This is a genomic window from Bacillus sp. DHT2, from assembly GCF_026241455.1.
In the GTDB taxonomy this organism is placed as follows: Bacteria; Bacillota; Bacilli; order Bacillales; family Bacillaceae_G; genus Bacillus_A; species Bacillus_A pseudomycoides.
Genome location: NZ_JAPHWH010000001.1, coordinates 189,519 through 204,846 on the forward strand (window position 1 = coordinate 189,519; position 15,328 = coordinate 204,846).

General features: G+C 32.9%; 18 protein-coding genes and 1 pseudogene. 16 read left to right on the plus strand and 3 right to left on the minus strand.

What is annotated here, in order from left to right; translation table 11 throughout:
• Positions 1 to 13: 13 nt before the first annotated feature.
• From ORL93_RS01070 to ORL93_RS01110, 9 genes are all read left to right on the plus strand, one after another.
• A complete protein-coding gene (locus tag ORL93_RS01070; RefSeq protein WP_018781747.1) occupies positions 14 to 1,765 on the plus strand; it encodes a hypothetical protein in 1,752 nt (583 codons plus the stop codon).
• An 18-nt stretch (positions 1,766 to 1,783) separates the two neighbouring features.
• On the plus strand, positions 1,784 to 2,329 hold the full coding sequence (locus tag ORL93_RS01075) for a SecY-interacting protein Syd (RefSeq protein ID WP_018781746.1): 546 nt from the start codon (positions 1,784 to 1,786) through the stop codon (positions 2,327 to 2,329).
• Positions 2,330 to 2,962: 633 nt separating this feature from the next.
• Complete coding sequence (locus ORL93_RS01080) at positions 2,963 to 3,538, plus strand: CdiA family toxin C-terminal domain-containing protein (protein ID WP_265958459.1); 576 nt, start codon at positions 2,963 to 2,965, stop codon at positions 3,536 to 3,538.
• 129 nt (positions 3,539 to 3,667) lie between these two features.
• Positions 3,668 to 4,081: a ribonuclease toxin immunity protein CdiI gene (gene cdiI / locus ORL93_RS01085; RefSeq protein WP_018781744.1), complete on the plus strand. Its 414-nt coding sequence runs from the start codon at positions 3,668 to 3,670 to the stop codon at positions 4,079 to 4,081.
• A 590-nt stretch (positions 4,082 to 4,671) separates the two neighbouring features.
• Positions 4,672 to 5,493, plus strand: a complete 822-nt coding sequence (locus ORL93_RS01090; protein WP_257130479.1) for a hypothetical protein — start codon at positions 4,672 to 4,674, stop codon at positions 5,491 to 5,493.
• Between the two features lie 15 nt (positions 5,494 to 5,508).
• Entirely contained in the window at positions 5,509 to 5,934 is a 426-nt protein-coding gene (locus ORL93_RS01095) for a hypothetical protein (protein ID WP_003209504.1), read from the plus strand.
• Between the two features lie 796 nt (positions 5,935 to 6,730).
• A complete protein-coding gene (locus ORL93_RS01100) occupies positions 6,731 to 7,489 on the plus strand; it encodes a hypothetical protein (RefSeq protein WP_097795667.1) in 759 nt (252 codons plus the stop codon).
• 12 nt (positions 7,490 to 7,501) lie between these two features.
• A complete protein-coding gene (locus ORL93_RS01105; protein WP_003209509.1) occupies positions 7,502 to 7,954 on the plus strand; it encodes a hypothetical protein in 453 nt (150 codons plus the stop codon).
• Between the two features lie 640 nt (positions 7,955 to 8,594).
• The gene (locus tag ORL93_RS01110) at positions 8,595 to 9,044 is read left to right on the plus strand and encodes an SUKH-3 domain-containing protein (protein ID WP_098059841.1); all 450 of its coding nucleotides are present in this window, start codon (positions 8,595 to 8,597) and stop codon (positions 9,042 to 9,044) included.
• A 233-nt stretch (positions 9,045 to 9,277) separates the two neighbouring features.
• On the opposite strand, the pseudogene tnpC reads toward ORL93_RS01110, so the two are convergent.
• From tnpC to tnpA, 3 genes and pseudogenes are all read right to left on the minus strand, one after another.
• Positions 9,278 to 10,837, minus strand: a pseudogene (gene tnpC / locus ORL93_RS01115) (IS66 family transposase); the annotation flags it as partial.
• A 112-nt stretch (positions 10,838 to 10,949) separates the two neighbouring features.
• Positions 10,950 to 11,201 carry an IS66 family insertion sequence element accessory protein TnpB gene (gene tnpB / locus ORL93_RS01120; protein ID WP_003209515.1) on the minus strand — a complete coding sequence of 84 codons (252 nt, stop codon included), beginning with the start codon at positions 11,199 to 11,201 and terminating at the stop codon, positions 10,950 to 10,952.
• Positions 11,198 to 11,479, minus strand: a complete 282-nt coding sequence (gene tnpA, locus ORL93_RS01125; RefSeq protein ID WP_412676681.1) for an IS66 family insertion sequence element accessory protein TnpA — start codon at positions 11,477 to 11,479, stop codon at positions 11,198 to 11,200. Before tnpA ends, tnpB begins: the two co-directional genes overlap by 4 nt.
• A gap of 214 nt (positions 11,480 to 11,693) precedes the next feature.
• Between tnpA and ORL93_RS01130 the strand changes: the two genes are divergently transcribed.
• The 7 genes from ORL93_RS01130 (at position 11,694) to ORL93_RS01160 (ending at position 14,960) form a co-directional block, all read left to right on the plus strand.
• Positions 11,694 to 12,281, plus strand: coding sequence for a deaminase domain-containing protein (locus ORL93_RS01130; RefSeq protein ID WP_003209517.1), 588 nt, complete (start codon positions 11,694 to 11,696; stop codon positions 12,279 to 12,281).
• A 23-nt stretch (positions 12,282 to 12,304) separates the two neighbouring features.
• The gene (locus ORL93_RS01135; RefSeq protein WP_003209520.1) at positions 12,305 to 12,778 is read left to right on the plus strand and encodes a hypothetical protein; all 474 of its coding nucleotides are present in this window, start codon (positions 12,305 to 12,307) and stop codon (positions 12,776 to 12,778) included.
• A gap of 138 nt (positions 12,779 to 12,916) precedes the next feature.
• Positions 12,917 to 13,036 (plus strand): HNH endonuclease, encoded by a 120-nt coding sequence (locus ORL93_RS01140; protein WP_113745401.1) that lies wholly within the window; start codon positions 12,917 to 12,919, stop codon positions 13,034 to 13,036.
• Positions 13,033 to 13,521, plus strand: coding sequence for an SMI1/KNR4 family protein (locus tag ORL93_RS01145; protein WP_097795657.1), 489 nt, complete (start codon positions 13,033 to 13,035; stop codon positions 13,519 to 13,521). Before ORL93_RS01140 ends, ORL93_RS01145 begins: the two co-directional genes overlap by 4 nt.
• 172 nt (positions 13,522 to 13,693) lie before the next feature.
• Positions 13,694 to 14,200, plus strand: a complete 507-nt coding sequence (locus ORL93_RS01150; RefSeq protein ID WP_003209523.1) for a hypothetical protein — start codon at positions 13,694 to 13,696, stop codon at positions 14,198 to 14,200.
• A 51-nt stretch (positions 14,201 to 14,251) separates the two neighbouring features.
• Positions 14,252 to 14,521: a deaminase domain-containing protein gene (locus ORL93_RS01155; protein ID WP_003209524.1), complete on the plus strand. Its 270-nt coding sequence runs from the start codon at positions 14,252 to 14,254 to the stop codon at positions 14,519 to 14,521.
• A gap of 22 nt (positions 14,522 to 14,543) precedes the next feature.
• Positions 14,544 to 14,960 carry a hypothetical protein gene (locus ORL93_RS01160; RefSeq protein ID WP_003209525.1) on the plus strand — a complete coding sequence of 139 codons (417 nt, stop codon included), beginning with the start codon at positions 14,544 to 14,546 and terminating at the stop codon, positions 14,958 to 14,960.
• The last annotated feature ends 368 nt before the right edge of the window (positions 14,961 to 15,328 follow it).

Consider the following 15,328-nt stretch of genomic DNA (forward strand, 5'->3'; position numbering starts at 1 on the left):
GGATGGAAGAAAAATGGATGTTAGTTATAAGCCGAAAGATTGGGTAGATATGAAAGATGGCTTGAACCAAATCACAAAAGATACATTCGTAAAATTACATCAAGCGAATGGTCTTTTAAAAGATGTACAGGAAAGAATACATGATCTTGATTCAGATGGAAGTATTTATTTTCATCATAAAGATCAGACTGAAACAATTGCGGAATTACATGTTGCATATACGACTCTACAAAAATATTGTGATGACGCAGGAGGAGTCGTTTATGATCATATTGATAAACCATTTTTAGTAACAATGGATCAATTTGCACAAAAAATGAGAGATTTATCAATTAAAAACTTTGAAACTACAAACCGAATTGGCTCTACAACAACAACTACAGTACCAGGTTCATATAGTTACGGTAACACACCGCAAACGATCACAACAACAAAACCTAAAATAACGGTGGATGATATTTTCAAAGACTCACGTGCATTTGATAAAGTTCTTCATGCTGAATATGAAGAATGGAAAAGAAAAGATCCAAACATGAAGCTTGAATATGAAGAATACAGAAAACGTGTTCCTTCGACGCGAGGGTTTGAATACAGATCAATAGAGGATGAGCAAAAACAACTAGAGGCATGGCGTGACTTTGGATTAGGAGTTCTAACAGTCGGAGCAATGTTCATTTGTCCACCATTAGGGGTTGCAGCATCACTGGTATTTGGCGGGCTCCAAGTAAAAAGTGCCCATGACGGAGAAGACTGGGGAACACACCGGAAATTAAGTCAAGGAGAAAAAGTAGAAAGATATGTTTCGGGTGGCCTTGATGTCTTCACGGGTGGTGTCGGAGGAATTGTAAAAGGATTTAAAACCCTTGGATCATTTGGGAAATTGCAAGGGGAAGTAACGAGTTTCAAGCCAAATGCAGGGAAAAATATGGTACAATCATTGCAAGACGGAAAAAATATTACGCTTGACCGCATGAGACTAGCAGGCCTAAAAGCAGAAAAATACGGAAATGAAAAAATGTATCAGCTTGGCGGAAAAATGGCTGGGGGTGTAGATTATGTAACAGCTACACTCAAAGGCGTTGAAGCAGCTGAAGACGGTACATTGATAGGGAAGCAAGCTGGCCCAGGGAAGGTTACTGAGTGGGTTAATGCACGCCATGCAGAGAGCAGTAAGAAAATTAATGATGAGATACAGGGGATTGAGGTTTCGCTTGCGGAGAGGATAGGGAATGGTAGTTCAGGAGTTAGTGGAGCTAAGGGTACGGGTAATACAAACCATCCAGTGAGAGTATACCGTGATATCAATGACAGCGTTTTAAATAAAGAGTATGAAATAATTACTAGAAAAGGAACATTTGTTACTAAAATAGTAGCAGATGAAAAACTTGTTGTGGACATGCCTTATATAGGTAAAGGGAAGCAAAGTACAAATTCAGAAGGCTGGCTTAGAGATAACAAGTATTATTTTAATGAACTATATAAATTACATCCTGAGTATTTTAGCGATGCAAACATCAAAAATCTTAATAATGGATGGGCTATTGTAAATGATGCAGTCTTTAGGAGGCATTTCCCTCAGTATGATATTGTGGGATTAAAAGGAAAACCTTTAGTGCATCATCATATTGGTGGTGGCGGACAAGCGATGGCTATTCCACAACCGTTGCATCCGGGGAGTGGAGGAATCCATAATATAGAGAAACAAATAGGTATATGGGGGAAAGATCAGGGAAATGCTGAACGTCTTCAAGTATTTATTAAGTAATTTTGTTGGAGGTATAACATGGAAATAAAAAAAGCATTAGAACATTATTATAAAGAACTTATAAATGTATGGGGTACAAAATATGGTACATATCCTAAAGTACCGTGGGATGAAGAGATTGATCCTCTATTGTATTTAAGTAATCCAGATGAAGAAGAATATGTATATTGGAAACCTATTGAAAAAATTGATTTAGATAATTTTACAGAAATTGAAAAAAAACTGGGTATGAATATTCACCATGCAATGAAAGAATACTTTAATTCGTATTGGTTCTTAAGCTTACAAGGCTTTTACGGCTCAAGATTAGTTAATCTCGAACCTGTAGAACCAGGTAAATCTATATTAGAATTTTTTCAAGTAATGAAACAATATGAAGAGAAAAATGGAAGAGAACTTAGATATATACAAATAGGATTTGTCTCTCCAGAAGATATGGCTATTATCTTTGACAATGAAACAGGACAGATATTGATAGAGAATTTTGAAACAGAAGAAAACGAATTTCTTGCTAATTCACTTGCTGAATTGATAAATAATTTAAAAGTTGAATTGGAAGTTTAAGAGGTATTACTATTATGTAAACTCTATATGGAAATTTGTTTTACTGATTAAATAATCTAATTTCATTATAGAAGTACACCGATGTATTACGTGCAATGAAAGAATGGAAAACGAAGTACGAGCTTAGGCGAGATGACATTTTACTGGGCGATGAATATAAACACATGGAATGCATATTAAACTAACGAACTCGTACAAACTAGTAAGTTTTAACATAGTAGTTGTCACGACATATAAAAGGTGTCATGCTGTTACTACAAAATTTACAAATATATGCTACTTAAAAATAGATGAACTTAAAGCACTTGATTGTCAATTAAAGGCAACGAGTGCTTTTTGTGTTTTAACGTGAAATTTAAAAAAGAGAACTATAATTTTATAAGTGCACAAAGTATTAAATTTTTATAGTTTGTAATGGCTATGTACAGTATACGAAGATAGTAGAGGGAAATTGTAAAAGGTGCCAAAGTAATAACAAACTTTGGATTATTAGCGAAAAGGTGAGGTGGAGAAACTAGTTTTAATCCAAATATAGTATAATCATTGTGAGACAACAAAAATATTTCGCCTGACCGCATGTGACTAGCAAGATTAAAAACAGAAAAATAAAAACTGTATCAGCTTGGCGGAAAAATGGCTGGGGGTGTAGATTATGTAACAGCTACACTCAAAGGCGTTGAAGCAGCTGGAGACGGTACATTGATAGGGAAGCAAGTTGGTCCAGGGAAAGTTACCGAGTGGGTTAATGCACGCCATGCAGAGAGTACTAAGTTTATGGATGGTAAGATTCAGGGGATTGAGGCTTCGCTTGCTAAGGGTACGGATAATCTTAAATTTAAAGAAGGCTACTATGTTGAACATTTAACTGGAGAAGTAGAAAAGTGTACAAACCGTCACGGTGTAAGTGGTGGACATAACTATGATCAATTTAAAAAATACTTTGATAACAGTGACCAATATAAATTGGAAGAAGTCAAGAGAGTTGAGCACTCAGATATTAAAGGTATATATGATATAGAGTATAGATTGAAAATTGAGATAAAAGATTATAGAGGTCAAGGGACCGGGGAATTTAAATTTGTACCGAAGGAAGGAAAAGACCCCTTACGCAAGACCGTATATGATCCTAGTGTGATTTCAAATGAACAAATTATCAAACTTGGTAAAGAAGCTATGGAAGATGGTCTTCTGAAAAAACAAATAGATTAGGATATCAAGATAAAATATGGGGAACATCCAGTAACGGACTTAAGTTTGAAGGGTTTAGAAACAAAGAAACAGGCGAAATTAGTAACTTTTATCCAGTTATTTAATTTGATAAATAAAGGATGGATACGTATGAACGAAAACTTTAAATCAGAACGAAAATTATTTAGAGATACTTACACTAATAAAAATTTAAAAAAGCAAAATGTAATAAATGTTTTAGTAGAATTAACTCTAGATTATAACTTCATAGAAATTTTACAAGGATTTTTAGTTGAAAATGTTGTAAGAAGAGATACATTAGGTGTTGTGTATTCTGATGAATTTGATCCTGACGATGATGAATACTTTGGAGAGGATAAAGTATTATTTTATTATTACTACGGATTAGATGAAACACAAGAGGATATTGTCAACCATGAAGAACTTTGTGACTATTTAGGAGTGGCTTGTGACTTCTATATTAAGAAATACCCTGATAAAAAAGTTGAAGTTAAAAATTTATTAGAACAAATAAAAGGGAAATATCAGATTAAAGAAAATTAAAGTTTTACATACTTTGATTGGCTAAATGCTTTTCAAGGTTTTTTACTTAAAAAATTTTATAGTTAAAATACCCTGATATCTGAATCAAAACTCATGAAGATGAGTAAACCTGTGACAAAAAATAAAAATAACACTTACTGCTCGGTATATATTTACACATGAGAACGACAAAACTTTTGTTGTTAAAGTTAAATATACACAGATAAAAAGGATTTACTTTTGAAGCGGACAAAAAAGTATGCTATTTAAAAGTAAAGACTCATTATAGGGTACTATGTGTAACCATATAATCAAAAGACAGTACAAATTTAATCCTACTTAAAAACATATAAACTTAAAGCATTTGATTGTCTAGTAAAGGCAACAAGTGCTTTTTTTGTTTTAGTATAGAAATTAAGAGGTTCATTATAATTTTATAAAAGCATGAAGGGCTAAAATTTTATAGCAATTTTTATAGTTTGTAACGGCTATGTACAGTGTATGACGGTCATAGAGAAAAATATAAAAGGGATTAAATTAACAACTAATCTTGGATTTATTCACAAAAAGTGAATGAGGGGAATTTTTTTCATTCAAATATAGTACAATCATTGCAAGATGGAAAAAATATTACGCTTGACCGCGTGAGACTAGAAAGCCTAAAAGTAGAAAAATCTGAAAAAGAAAAAATGTATCAACTTGGCCAAACAATAGCCGGGGGTGTAGATTATGTAACAGCTACACTCAAAGGCGTTGAAGCAGCTGAAGACGGTACATTGATAGGGAAGCAAGCTGGCCCAGGGAAGGTTACCGAGTGGGTTAATACGCGCCATGCAGAGAGTACTAAGTTTATGGATGGTAAGATTCAGGGGATTGAGGCTTCGCTTGCGGAGAGGATAAGAAAAACTGGAATAGGTGTTACTGGTGAAGGGATTCCTATAGAAGAAGTAAGTGAAAAGGTACTTAAAGAAATTCATGTTGATAAAAAGGCAGCATATGGTTATTCACCTAATGAAGGTACAACATATTCAAAGTATGATTTTACAGATATAGAGGCAACTAAAAATAATCATATTATTAGAAAAGAATACCTAGAACAATCACGGAAGATACAAGGAGAAATTGATTTAATGGTTGTAAATGGAGCCAGTAAACAAGAAATAGCCAATAAAGTGGTCGAAATGAGAAATCAAGATAAAATATTGTCAAGAGCAAAAATGAACCCAGAAGATTTAGCACCTATTGAAGCAAGGAATATGAAAATGTATGGAAATAAGGTAGGTCCGGATGCAACATGGTTATTTAAATCTAAGAAGGCTAAGTTGGAAGATTTGAAATTGAATCCTACTGATGATGAAGTATGGGATGCAGTTATAAATGGTTCTATGAAAAAAGATGATGTATTGAATACTTTGTTAGGATTAAAGCATTAAAGGAGGGTATATAGTGTGATTATTTTAAGGAATTATTTTGATATAGATTCAAAAATAGTATTGCATGACAACGAGTACAAAATAGAGAATATTAATAGTATTATAAATGGAGTTGGAGGGATAACGGATAATAATATATTATATGGTTTATATGTTTATAATAAAAAATTATTTTTTGTAATAAATACAAAATCATATGAGCTTAATAAAAATAATATCAATTGTAGTAATAAATACATTACTAAAACTGATAGATTATTTATTATATTAAGTTCGAATCAAAAGGTATGTGAAATTCAATATGAACCAGTTGTTGACCCAGGAATGATGTATTATGATATTGACGAAGAGGAATTTGATGTTTTGTTATATATTAGTAGTTTGTTAAAGGATAATGAAACAATTAGTAAATTTGTTGAGGCAATGAGTAAAAGGGGTTAATTGTTAGTATAGATTTTGATAAAAAAATATAAAATAAGATGTATTATTAAGGTATGTGTGAATTGGAGTCAATAGCGTGGACACAAAAAAGTTAAATCTAAGCGATTTCTTTAACCCAATTTTTTATTGCTTGAGGAGTTTTATAACGGGTGTAAATATAGATTCGCTTACAGTTATAAAATCTCTCAATGTATTGCAATAATGCTAGAGTTGTTTGCTTAAACATGACATATTGTGTGCAGTGTAATTCTTTTTTTAGAATGGCATGAAACGACTTGATACAAGTGTTATCATACGGACACTTCCTCTTTGAAATCTATTGTGAGAAGTAAGAACTTCATGAAATTGCGTCCATATGACCATAAGAATATAAATGAACTTAAAGCACTTGATTGTCTACAATAGACGACGAGTGCTTCTTTGCGCTTTAGCATAGAAAAGATACATTATATTTTTATAAATGCATGAAGTGTTAAATTTTAATGCTGTTTTATAGATTTTAATGGCTATATACAGTGTAAGACGATAGTAGAGAAACATTGTAAAAAGTGTCAAAGCAACAAATAATCTTAGAGTACTAGCAAAATTGTGAGATGGAGAAATTAGTTTCAACCTAAATGTAGTGCTCTCATTACGAGATAGCAAAAATATTACGCTTGACCGTGTGAGACCAGAAAGCCTAAAAGTAGAAAAATCTGAAAAATAAAAACTGTATCAGCTTGGCAAAAAAATAGCCGGGGGTGTAGATTATGTAACAGTTACACTCAAAGGCGTTGAATTTACTGAAGATGGTACATTGATAGGGAAGCAAGTTGGTCCAGGGAAAGTTACCGAGTGGGTTAATGCACGCCATGCAGAGAGTACTAAGTTTATGGATGGTAAGATTAAGGGGATTGAGGCTTCGCTTGCCAAGGGTACGGATAATCTTAAATTTAAAGAAGGCTACTATGTTGAACATTTGCAAGCGCAAAATGCGAACCGGTTATCTGGGGAGAAAGTTCCTGAAGAGGGGATAAGAAAAGCTGGAGTAGATAAAACTGGTGAAGGAATACCCTTAGAAGAAGTAAAGCCAGATGTACTTAATCAGATACACCCTGATGATAATGGAGCATATGGGTATTTACCAAATGAAGGTACTGTATACAATAAACCAGAATATGATTTTACTGATGTTGATTGGGTAAAAGGAATGCAAAATGTTAGGAAGGATTATCTTGAAGCATCTAAACAATTAGAAATTGATATTAAAAGAATGACTTCGGAAGGATTTTCTAAAGAAGACATAGCAAAACATGTTGTTGATGCACGTAATCAACAGAAAGTTACAGCTAGAGCAGACATGACAGCAGAAGAAAGAGCAGGATTAGAAGCGAGGAATATGGAAAAATATGATAATCCAATAGGTCCAGATTCACAATGGTTATTTAATAAAACTAAGAAGAAATTAATTAAAGAAGGCACATATATAAATGACGACGAAATTTGGAGTAGTATTATTAAAAAATCCATGAAAAAAGATGATGTAATAAATACACTATTAGGGTTAATTCATTAGGAGGAGTTAGTTATGATATTTTTAGATAATTATTCTAAAAAGAACACATATATTAATATAACACCAGAAGGATATTCACTAGTTGATGCAAATAGTATAAATGATATAGAAAATGGAGAAGGTGGATTTAGTGAAGATGGTGAGCTATTAGGGCTATATATTGACGATGGCAAATTATATTTCCAATATAATGATAAAAGGTATGAAACTAAGCCAGATGAAATAAATTGCACAAATGAAATATTAGATGATGGTAAGCGTAATTTCAGAATGAAAATAAAGGAAGTCCTTGTCTGTAATATTATATACAAACCATATATAAGCCCATTCGTTTTAACCTTCGGAGATGATGAAGATGAATTTGATTTTTTACTTTATTTAAGTAATTTAATGGCAGATGAAAATTCTATTATAAATTTTATTAAGGGCATAAATAATTTAAAGCAATATTATTCTAATATCTAAGAAAGAGAAATTCTATTTTACAAATAGTTTTTTACTGCAAAATTAAGTAGTACCTAGATGCATAAACTAACAGAATTAATAAATGGTATAAAAACTAGGAGAATACTATATATAGATGAATTCATAATTGTAATAATGCAGTGAAAAGATTAAATGAATCAGCTGAAATTTAAGTAGGCTGATTCATTGTTTTTTTAGTAGTTAACATATGCTATAAATATGGACAGTTTCATAAAAGAGTTTTTAAGAATATGAATAAAAAATGACTAGTTAAAGGTTATTAGATTATAACTCCAATTTCAGGATGCTAACAGATAAAAAATTGGCATAGAAATCATATAATAAATCCAAATATAGGGAGTATGCTCCCTTCATATGAGATTTAACGATTGATAAATATAAAACTCGAAATATCATCGGCATGAAAGAAACAATTGCTGTTCCTATGTCCAAACGACAGAGCGCGTCAAAGACAAAATCACTATGAATGATATCTTCATTTCCAACAATGTGTTTACGACCATTATGATAATTTTATGATTAGAACGGAAAACCTACAAGGTGGCTTTGCTGAACCTTGTGATAATTGTAGTAGAACGTTTTCTGGATTCTATAACATTGATTACTAGGGGGAATGAAAATGAAAATATCAAATAAGACAATAGAAGAATTAAAAAAAGCGGGATGGTACGAGGGGAGAAAAATAGACATATCAGAAAATGTAAAGTTTCTTGAAGAAAGAGGCTTTGAAGTTTTTGAAAGTGCAAAAAAATTTATGGAGGAGTTTGGAGAATTACGAATCAATGTTGAAAAGATTCGTTCAAATGGGTCTAAGACAATATCTGAACATACCACTTGTATTAAGGAAGTCATAGGTGTGTTAGATAGTTCGTGTTTTGGCTTAGATGATTTTATTGATGATAAAGTTATTCCTATAGGTTCACTATATGATTTCGGGCTAAATTTATACATATCGGAATCAGGAAGAATATTTGAATCAACAGGTTGGGCAGGAGAGAATGCTTTAGAAGCATTGGATAATATTTTTCGTGAAAAAGGAACATTGATTTGGGATAAATTTGAAGGATAATAATAATTTTCTAATGAAAAATTATGTCCTAACCTACTGCATAATTGTAATTAAGCAGTGAGTAGGTGGAAGAGTAATAGAAAAAAATTAAAAAGTGATTTTAAGTTGATGGAACTGAAAACTAGTTTTAAAATACCTTGCCACTTAATCATCTTTGTAAACGTCAAGTAACTCCAAAATATACAACAAAGGTTGATTTTAGAGTTACTTTTTGTTTTCTTCACTTTTTTCGGTACTTTGCAACTAGATGGTAAATCCATTGACCACGGTAAGACTTTATCAATTTCCTCTTTATTGTTTAAATCGATATTTGGGAGCGTTTCAAACAAATATAGAAGATAATGATAGGGACTTAAATTGTTCTCTTTTGCGGTTTCAACCACACTATACATGATGGCACTTCCTCTAGCACCTCTCGGTGTATTTGAGAACATCCAATTTTTTCTTCCGATCACAAATGGTTTAATAGAGCGTTCACTTTTGTTATTATCGATTTCTAAACGACCGTCTAATAAAAAAGCTTCAAGATGATTCCATTGATTCAAACAATAAGTGATAGCTTTTCCTAGAGCGCTTTTTGGTAAAACACGATCTTTCTGTTCATGAAGCCATACCGAAAAAAGGTCCAGAATGGGCCTGCTTTGCTTAAGACGCTGCTCATATCGCTCGGTAGGGTTGACATGTTTGAGCTTCCTTTCGATCGAATAGAGTTGATTACAGAAGTGCAAACCTTCGCTCGCCTTCACTTTTTTCCCCTTCTGTGAATCAGGTAAAGCCTTTAAGGCTTCATCAAACTTCCGTCTGGCATGCGCCCAACATCCCACAAGAGTGACATCCGGTACTTGATGATAACCACTATATCCATCTACTTGTAAATACCCTTGAAAACCAGTTAAAAAACGCTTCGGATGTTCTCCTGCTCTTGTGGGCTGATAGTCATAGAGAACAATAGAGGTATCCTCTCGTCCTGTACGATATAACCATAGATAGGACTTGGTTGTTGCGGCCCGCTCGGGTTCGCGTAAGACTTGGAAGGTTATTTCGTCCGCATGAAGAATAGTTTGAATAAGTAGATGTTCATGCATCCTTTCATACAAAACCGCTAACCATCGATCAGCCCCATATAATAACCAATTTCCCATCGTTTGTCGTGATAAAAAGATCCCCATTCGCTCAAAATGCTTTTCCTGACGATAAAGAGGCAACCCTTCTACATATTTTTGTGTCATAGTATAGGACATAATCGATGGGGAAGCGATACTTTTAGGAAAGGCAGGAGCTGGCATCTTGGCCGTTACAATCGGTGTGGATATCTCGTCTAATTCACATTTACGACAAGCGTATACGTATCTCTTATGTTCTGTTACCTTTACTTCCGCAGGAACAATCGTCAGTTCCTTTCGGACTTCTACACTCATCTCATGCAAAGCACCACCACAGCACGAACAAACCTGTTCCTCATCAAGTAAACGATATTCAACCGTTTCAATCGGAAGGTTTTGGACAGACTCAGCCCTATGACCACGTTTCTTTTTGCGACGATAGGTAATCGTTTCAACAGCTGGTTCGGGTGTTTCAGAATCACTTTCTTTCTCAGCCTCATTAAACAGTTCTAAAGCGAGTTGATTATTAGGTATTTTTTCGCTAGACGTACCAAACCGTTTTTGTTGACTCAAACGAAATTATTCTTCATACCATCTCACTTTTGCCGTGAGTTCTTCTACTTGAGCTTGAAGTGATTCAATTGTAGGTTGATTTGAATGAGAAAGTGTTGTTTTCATAGATAAGCACATTCGACAAAATCATCCAAATTCCTTTTCATATATGATTTTTATAAAATGGTTCTCGCATGTACAGCTTGATGCCCTTGTTTTTGGTGAAAAGCAAATCCATCAAGAAGCCATCTCAATTGTCGCTTTGATATGGTAAGAACGTTCCCTTTTCCAATCTGCGATAGTGTAACCAGAAACCATTATGTTCCCAAACAAGAATTTTTAATTTATCGCGTGAGCGATTGCAAAAAACAAATAAACAAGAAGAAAAGGGATCTAACTCAAATTCTTCTTTTACAATAGCCGCTAATCCATCAATCGATTTACGTAAATCTGTTGCTCCTTGTGCAAGATATACTTTTTCAATCGATACTTCTGATATCATTGTTGTTTCACCGTCTGCATCACTTGTAGGAGTACCTGTGGAGTAAAGGGCACATCCAGTTCAATGGTTGCTTCTTTCATATGAATTCGAATGGTGGCACGTATTTTTTCTTCTATGACAGGGACATTCATAGAGAGCCAATCCACACGCTCATTCTTATTCTGATTTTCTGTTTGAGGTGATAATTTTTTCAACCAATAGTAAAGCCGATGAGCCGGTAGGTTCTGTTTTTTACACCAAGCAACTTTTGATAATCCACTGTTTTTATAGTCTTGAATATAAGCTTCTCATTCTTTTTCTAATAGGTGTTTTCCCATAAAAAACCTCCACATGTAGTATGTAAGGAGATTTTCTCATGGGTTATTTACAAATGACAGGTGGGGAATATTTGACGCTTACTCTTCAGACGAGGTTGTACACATTTTAAATAATAATGAACATATACTCCTTAAAATTGGAAATGAAATCAGTTCATTAGAAATTAAAGGGAAAATGAATGAGATTAGCGCCATAACAGGTTACTCAAAGAATATATCTGAAGCTATTGCAGAGATTAGAATTAAAGAATTAATAGGTAATGATCCCTTAGTACATTCTCAGCTTAAGAATTCTATTGAACAATTTAAAGATACCATTCAGCCTATTTTAACAAAAAAGCAAAAAAGAGGTAATGGGGGTAATTACTCAATGATAGATGTTAAAGTAGGAGACCTAAACACGAAGATTAAATCTTTCAGTAAGTTTTCTAGTCTAGATGATATTGGGAAGGGCGGGAGTTTATCTCCTGCAGAAGTGAAACAATTTGTAGAAAATGAAAATATAGCTCTGTTAAAACCTGAAGATAAAAGAGTTTTCGAGACATCAAAAATAGACAATCAAGATGCACTCTTTGATACAAAAGCTAAATTGTTAGAAAATATCGCCGGAAAATTAGGTGATAACTATGATGTCAAAGGCAGCATTGATTTATATACACAATTATCACCATGTGCTAGTTGTAGAGGAGTAATTTCGCAATTTATGGATAGATATCCAAATATTAAAATTAACCTTAATTATGATAAACAATATCATAATTAAATCTGAAATGGGGGATCGAGAATATGTTTACGGAATACCTTCTTCATTATGAGAGAAGTAATATCGAAGATGAAGTTTTAATTCAAATGGCTAAGGAAATAAATGTTACAATTACAGAAGAGTTCATAGAAGATAAGCTTTTTTTTGGAGGAGAATTTTCTCCAAGTGATTATGGAACTGGTAAAGTATATATTTTGAAAAATGAAGAAACAGAAGAATTCATAGTAATTGATACATTTTTAGTTCCTGACGATCAATTTGAAATGATGTATATCGGAGTAAGATGTGAAACAAGGAAGAAAGAAAAGGTAAAAGATCTTTTACTAGGTTGTTTTGAAGAAGTATCTACAAAACCATTAGGACAGTATTTTAAGATAATAGATAATGATTTACTTTTACAAATATCTAAAATGGATAAGATAGACAGAAGTATTTATTATAGTGACAAGAAGTTTGGGATATACGAAATTGAAGTTGAGCTTATTCCTAATATATGATTACTCTAAATGAAGGCCTTCTAATACGTTCGTGTAGATTCTCTCAATAATTTTTTGGACAGTTTTGAATTTGAAAGGGGTTCCCTAGAAGGTTTAATAACCATGGGGTAGCCTCTTTTTTATCCCTAATTACCACGTATATCAGATTTAACTTGGCGTCATCATCAAATACCTGGAAAAATGCAGTTAGTAATATATGATACTCACAGTGTAAATCATTTAGGTGGAAATAGACTTTGGGGAGGTGGAGTTAGATGACAAAAATACAATGGGATTTTAAAAGAGATGAAGTAAGTGAGAAGGATAGTGTAGAAGTTAGTCGGAAAATTGGAGTGGCTTTTCCGAATGATTATATTGAATGTGTAAAAATAAATCATGGGGCATATCCGGAACCAGAAGTATTCCATGTAAATGGACAAGAACGTGTTTTCGGATCATTATTAAAATATAATTCAGAAAGTCACACGGGAATTTATAATATTTACAATGAATATAAAGATACATTACCAAAGGAACTAGTACCATTTGGAATTGATCCAGCTAGAAATTTAATCTGCTTTGATTATAAAAATTATGAAGACAATCCAATTGTTGTCTTTTGGGAACATGAAGATGCATGGGAAAAAGAAGCACCGATGGAAAGTGAAGGGATTACTGCGGAAGAAGCAGAGGAAGTAGCAAGAGAAAATGTATTTTATGTAGCAAGTACTTTCACTGAGTTTTTAAACAAATTACATGATTAATAGGTATTCAAAATAAAAGGGCTGTTCCATAAGTTGGTTTCACTTGCTTATGGGATAGCCTCTTTTGTTTTAGTGTAAAAATAGTTTCAATCAACAATTCATATAGGTAAAATAATAATTAGATTATTTCCAGCTGGTCAGATTAAAAATAGAAAAACATAGAAAAAACAAAATGTATCAGCTCGGCCAAAAAATAGCGGGAGATGTAGATTATATAACAGCTACACTCAAAGGCGTTGAAGCAGCTGAAGACGGTACATTGATAAGGAAGCAAGTTGGCCCAGGGCGGCGAGCGCAAAATGCGAACCGGTTATCTGGGGAGAAACTCGATAATCTTTCGCTGAATATAGAGAAGAAAGCATCTGTGGGAAATGAACCTGTATTGGAAAAGAAATCGGCGGAGTTTTTTGATGAGTTGAATTTGAAGAGTGAGCAGAAAGTTCCTACGGAGGGATTGGATAAAACTTTAAATAACTATCGACGATTGAAGGATAAAGCAGATGCATCTAGAAGTTTATTGCCACCTAAATATCAAAAAGAGGATATGACAGGATTTAAACTTGGTAATACTGCTTATGCTGAGGTAAATATCAAAAATCATTTTGAAGGAGAATTAAAATCCTTTAGCAAATATGGAAACCTTAACAAAAATGGAGAGGTAACGTCAGTACCTGGCTGAGTTTCTTCGAAAAAATTAGAAGATAGAAGATACTATAAAGATGTGCTTAAGGTGAATTCAGACAATCAAATTGATTTAGAGAAAGGATATTTAAGGGATAAAGACACAGAGTATAAGATAATAGAAGGTATTAGTGATAAACTGAAGGATAATTATGATGCTGAAGGAGTAATACATTTATATACAGAAAGAGATGTATGTTTAAGTTGCGATAATGTATTAAAATCTTTTAGTACAGATTATAAAAATATTACCTTAAATATTTATGATGCTTTAGGGAATATATATAAGCTGAGAAATGGTAGCATCATTACAGATTAATTTTATTGAGGAGAGAGGATATATGGAACAAGGTTTTTTAGTGCAATATGAATATGAATTTCCTAACGAATATACTGATGAACTAGTGGAGCAAATAGGCGAGATAATGGGAATTCCCATTGATTTAACAAGAGAAAATAAGATGGAGCACATACAAGATTATGAATCTGAAACAGAGATTATTCGTTTAATAAAGAGTCTTAAAGAACCAAAAAGTTTTATTTTGATTAAATTTAATAAAAAAGATTGGTACTATGCAATTGTGATAAGATGTCGAGAAAGTATACATCAAAGAGTTAAAGAAGTTTTGCTTGATTTGAATGAACAAATTATAGAAGAGTACGGTGATACACCTTATGAAAAAATTGAAAATGTTATATCTAATAAAGATACATTACTAAATAAGTTTTTGGAAAGATACAACTTTTCTATTGATTAAAGAATGCGCTAGTCGAGCGTTTCACAAGGGTTTTGTTTAAATTGATCTAATAAATATTTTCTAACGATATAAAAGATTTACGGGGTAGAAGTAAGTTTATACAGTGCAATCAATAAATTAAATGTAAAAAACTGATAAACATATTTGATGAAATTTCAAAGGCTTGTTCCAACTTGAAAAGGAGAAGGAATGAGCTTTTTGTATGTCAAAAATCAAAAGAAGAAAGGGGAATGGCCAGACAAGTATAGGAAAATGAATTAAATGGAAAAGGTAGACATAGAGTATGGGAAGTTAAAGGAAAACATGATTAAATATTGCTAATATCTTCATTTCCAACAACTTGTTTATGAGCACTATAATAATTTTGT

Coding starts and splice junctions, on each gene's coding strand:
- ORL93_RS01110 (WP_098059841.1), top strand. CDS start 8,595: ATGAAAATATCAAATAAGACAATAGAAGAATTAAAAAAAGCGGGATGG.
- ORL93_RS01080 (WP_265958459.1), top strand. CDS start 2,963: ATGGCTGGGGGTGTAGATTATGTAACAGCTACACTCAAAGGCGTTGAA.
- ORL93_RS01130 (WP_003209517.1), top strand. CDS start 11,694: ATGAATGAGATTAGCGCCATAACAGGTTACTCAAAGAATATATCTGAA.
- ORL93_RS01075 (WP_018781746.1), top strand. CDS start 1,784: ATGGAAATAAAAAAAGCATTAGAACATTATTATAAAGAACTTATAAAT.
- ORL93_RS01105 (WP_003209509.1), top strand. CDS start 7,502: ATGATATTTTTAGATAATTATTCTAAAAAGAACACATATATTAATATA.
- ORL93_RS01145 (WP_097795657.1), top strand. CDS start 13,033: ATGACAAAAATACAATGGGATTTTAAAAGAGATGAAGTAAGTGAGAAG.
- ORL93_RS01150 (WP_003209523.1), top strand. CDS start 13,694: ATGTATCAGCTCGGCCAAAAAATAGCGGGAGATGTAGATTATATAACA.
- ORL93_RS01070 (WP_018781747.1), top strand. CDS start 14: ATGGATGTTAGTTATAAGCCGAAAGATTGGGTAGATATGAAAGATGGC.
- cdiI (WP_018781744.1), top strand. CDS start 3,668: ATGAACGAAAACTTTAAATCAGAACGAAAATTATTTAGAGATACTTAC.
- tnpB (WP_003209515.1), bottom strand. CDS start 11,201: ATGATATCAGAAGTATCGATTGAAAAAGTATATCTTGCACAAGGAGCA.
- ORL93_RS01135 (WP_003209520.1), top strand. CDS start 12,305: ATGTTTACGGAATACCTTCTTCATTATGAGAGAAGTAATATCGAAGAT.
- ORL93_RS01160 (WP_003209525.1), top strand. CDS start 14,544: ATGGAACAAGGTTTTTTAGTGCAATATGAATATGAATTTCCTAACGAA.